This window comes from Acetatifactor muris, assembly GCF_024623325.1.
GTDB classification, from domain to species: Bacteria; Bacillota; Clostridia; order Lachnospirales; family Lachnospiraceae; genus Acetatifactor; species Acetatifactor muris.
This window is the reverse complement of record NZ_JANJZD010000086.1, coordinates 1-2,939: the sequence shown is the minus strand read 5'-3', so window position 1 is coordinate 2,939 and position 2,939 is coordinate 1. Positions and strand designations below refer to the sequence as shown.

The 2,939-nt window shown below is 52.6% G+C and carries 3 protein-coding genes; all 3 read left to right on the top strand.

Features of this window, described 5'->3' with window-relative positions:
• Positions 1-130 precede the first annotated feature (130 nt).
• Positions 131-1,357, top strand: coding sequence for a tyrosine-type recombinase/integrase (locus NSB25_RS28915; protein ID WP_103242775.1), 1,227 nt, complete (start codon positions 131-133; stop codon positions 1,355-1,357).
• On the top strand, positions 1,354-2,322 hold the full coding sequence (locus NSB25_RS28910) for a tyrosine-type recombinase/integrase (protein WP_103242774.1): 969 nt from the start codon (positions 1,354-1,356) through the stop codon (positions 2,320-2,322). Before NSB25_RS28915 ends, NSB25_RS28910 begins: the two co-directional genes overlap by 4 nt.
• The coding region (locus tag NSB25_RS28905; protein WP_257479367.1) for a tyrosine-type recombinase/integrase at positions 2,309-2,939 on the top strand (631 nt) is incomplete at its 3' end. The genes NSB25_RS28910 and NSB25_RS28905, both read left to right, overlap by 14 nt.

Genomic DNA, 2,939 nt, shown 5'->3' with positions numbered 1-2,939 from the left:
TTATCCAAACTTAAATAAAATCCAAACCTTTCAGAAAAAAGACGTAAACCGCAACAAATACCGTCTGAAAAGGTTTGGATTTTATTTTTGGTGTATGATTCCTTTATAACAAAAAAAGGGAGGTCATACCATGGATTTACAAAACCTAAAGGAACACCATGAAGAACTTCTTTCCTTCATGGAAAACAATGGCTATTGCAGTACCTACATACACCGGTTCAGAGATGAAATCAACCGTATACTGGCGGATGCAGACAGCCACCGCTGGCAGTCATACCAGGATATTTACCTTGAATACTTAAAGGTACCGCATTCCAAGGACTATCTCCGCAACAAGAGGACGATCATCGGAGCCCTGGAGCAATTCGATCTCTTCGGCCACTTTCCGGACGGCAGACACCGCCATACCCTTTTTGAAAGGGGCTCCTACCACCTGCTGGTGCCGGAATTCCAGGAACTGATTGATTTCTACCGTGCGTATGAAGTTCAGCGCGGCAAAAAAGAATCAACCATCCGGGGTGAGTCCCTTAACACGGCATCTTTTTTATACCGGATGCAGGAGCAGGGAGCCCGGAGCCTGGATGAAGTGACAGAAGATGCTGTCCTGTCGTTTTTCGTTTCGGACGACGGCACGCTGCAGAAGAGCTGTTCCTACAAGAAGAACATATCCGCTGTCTTTAAGGCCGGACTCAAATGGAAGGAACCACAGTGCCGGAGGATACTGGGCTTTCTCCCGCTGCTGCGCGAAACAAGGAAAAACATACGATACCTTACACAGGATGAAGTCAGGCTCCTGCGGGATGCGGCAGAGAATGATGGATTCTCCGCCCGCAACAAAGCCATTCTCCTCCTGCTCCTTTTTACAGGCCTGCGGGGATGCGATATCGCCGGCCTTACATTCAGCTCCATCGACTGGGAAAAAGAACGGATACTGGTGGAGCAGCAGAAGACATCCGTGCCGGTGGAGATACCTCTTTCTGCTGTTGTAGGCAATGCCATATACGATTATCTGGCAGAGGAAAGGCCGGATACCGGGAGCCTGCGCCTGTTCCTGTCAGAAACACATCCCTTTTCACCCCTGGCTGCCGGGAGCATTGGCAACATCGTGGCAAAAGCCTGCAGGCTGGCGGGGATAAGGCAGGAGCCCGGAGACAGGAAGGGCACCCATATCTTCCGGCACAACCTGGCGTCCACCATGCTGGAGAACGGCGTCCCACAGCCCGTCATCACGCAGACCCTGGGACATACAGCCCCGGATTCCCTTGAGCCTTACCTGAGGGCGGACTTTGTGCATTTAAAAGAGTGCGCGTTAAGCATAGAAGCTTTCCCGCTGGCGGAGGAGGTGTTTTCCTTATGAAAGAGTTCCGGTCTTTTCTTGCCCCGCAGATCCGCCATTTCATACGGTACCGGCAGGCGTCGCAGCGCTGGAACGACTCTTCCTATGAAGAGAACCTGATGCTTTTCGACCGCTACTGCCTTGAAAACTATCCGGGTGATACCATGCTGACACAGGAGATGGTTGACGGCTGGTGCCGCCAGCGGCACACGGAAGCAAACAATTCCTGCCGGTCAAGGATCTATGTGGTGGACAGCTTTGTCCGTTTCCTGAATGGGCGGGGTCTGTCCCCTGTACAGCCCCCGCAGATTCCCCGTAAGGAAATGCGGACTTACATCCCCCATGCCTTTACACAGGAAGAGCTCAGCCGTTTCTTCCATGAGTGCGACCATATCCCCGTCATCAACAACCGGAAAGAGACGGTCATAAGGAAAATGACCATCCCCGTCTTTTTCCGGCTCCTTTACAGCAGCGGGATCCGCACGAATGAAGCAAGGCTGCTCCCCAGGGAAAATGCAGACCTTGAAAGGGGCGTCCTGGACATACAGTACTCCAAGGGGCATGACCAGCATTACATTGTCCTGCATGACTCCATGCTGGAAATCATGCGCAGGTACGATACGGCCATTGGGGAGATTGTGCCCGGGAGGGAATATTTCTTCCCTTCCATACGGAATTCGCATTTGGGCAGGGGGTGGGTGACCAAAAACTTTAACCTCCTGTGGCGCGGGGTGAACGCATCCCACGCTACTGCCTACGAATTCCGGCACCATTATGCCGTGGAAAACATCAACCGGTGGGTGGGACGGGGCTTTGAGTTCCATGACAGGCTGGTATTCCTCAGTAAGAGCATGGGGCATACGACAGTGGAGAGCACGAAGTACTACTACTCGATTGTGCCCGGGCTCTCGGAGATCATAAAGGAACAGACACAAGCCGGTTCGGAATGGATGATGCCGGAGGTGCCCGCAGATGAAGAAACCTAATAAGGAAAGCATCCTGATAGCCGGATATATTTCAGGGTTTCTGGACGGTTATGTCCTTTCACAGAAAACAGACAGCATGAACACCCTGAAATCCTACCGGGATGCGATCGTGCTGTACCTGTTCTTTCTGGAGAATGAGAAAAAGATACACAGTGACAGCCTGAATGCAGACTGCTTCCGGCATACGGTTATCGAAGAATGGCTTGTCTGGCTGCGGGAATCCAGGGGATGCAGCCCGGAGAGCTGCAACAACAGGCTGGCATCTTTAAGGACATTTTTGAAGTACCTGGGCAGCCGGGATGTGGCTTACCTGCACTTGTATCTGGAGGCGGCCCAGATCCCGCGCAGGAAATGCCAGAAAAAGAAAGTGGAAGGCCTGACGAGGGAAGCGGTAAAGGCACTGCTGGATGCCCCCAGCCCATTAAGCAGGACCGGACGCCGGGATATGGCATTCCTTATCCTGCTCTACAGCACCGCTGCCCGGCTGGACGAGCTCCTGTCGATGAAGAACAGCCAGCTCCACCTGTCGGACGAAAAACCATATGCGGTTATTATCGGGAAAGGAAATAAGATCCGCACCCTTTACCTGCTGCCCAAGACCGTCGCGCATTTAAAGC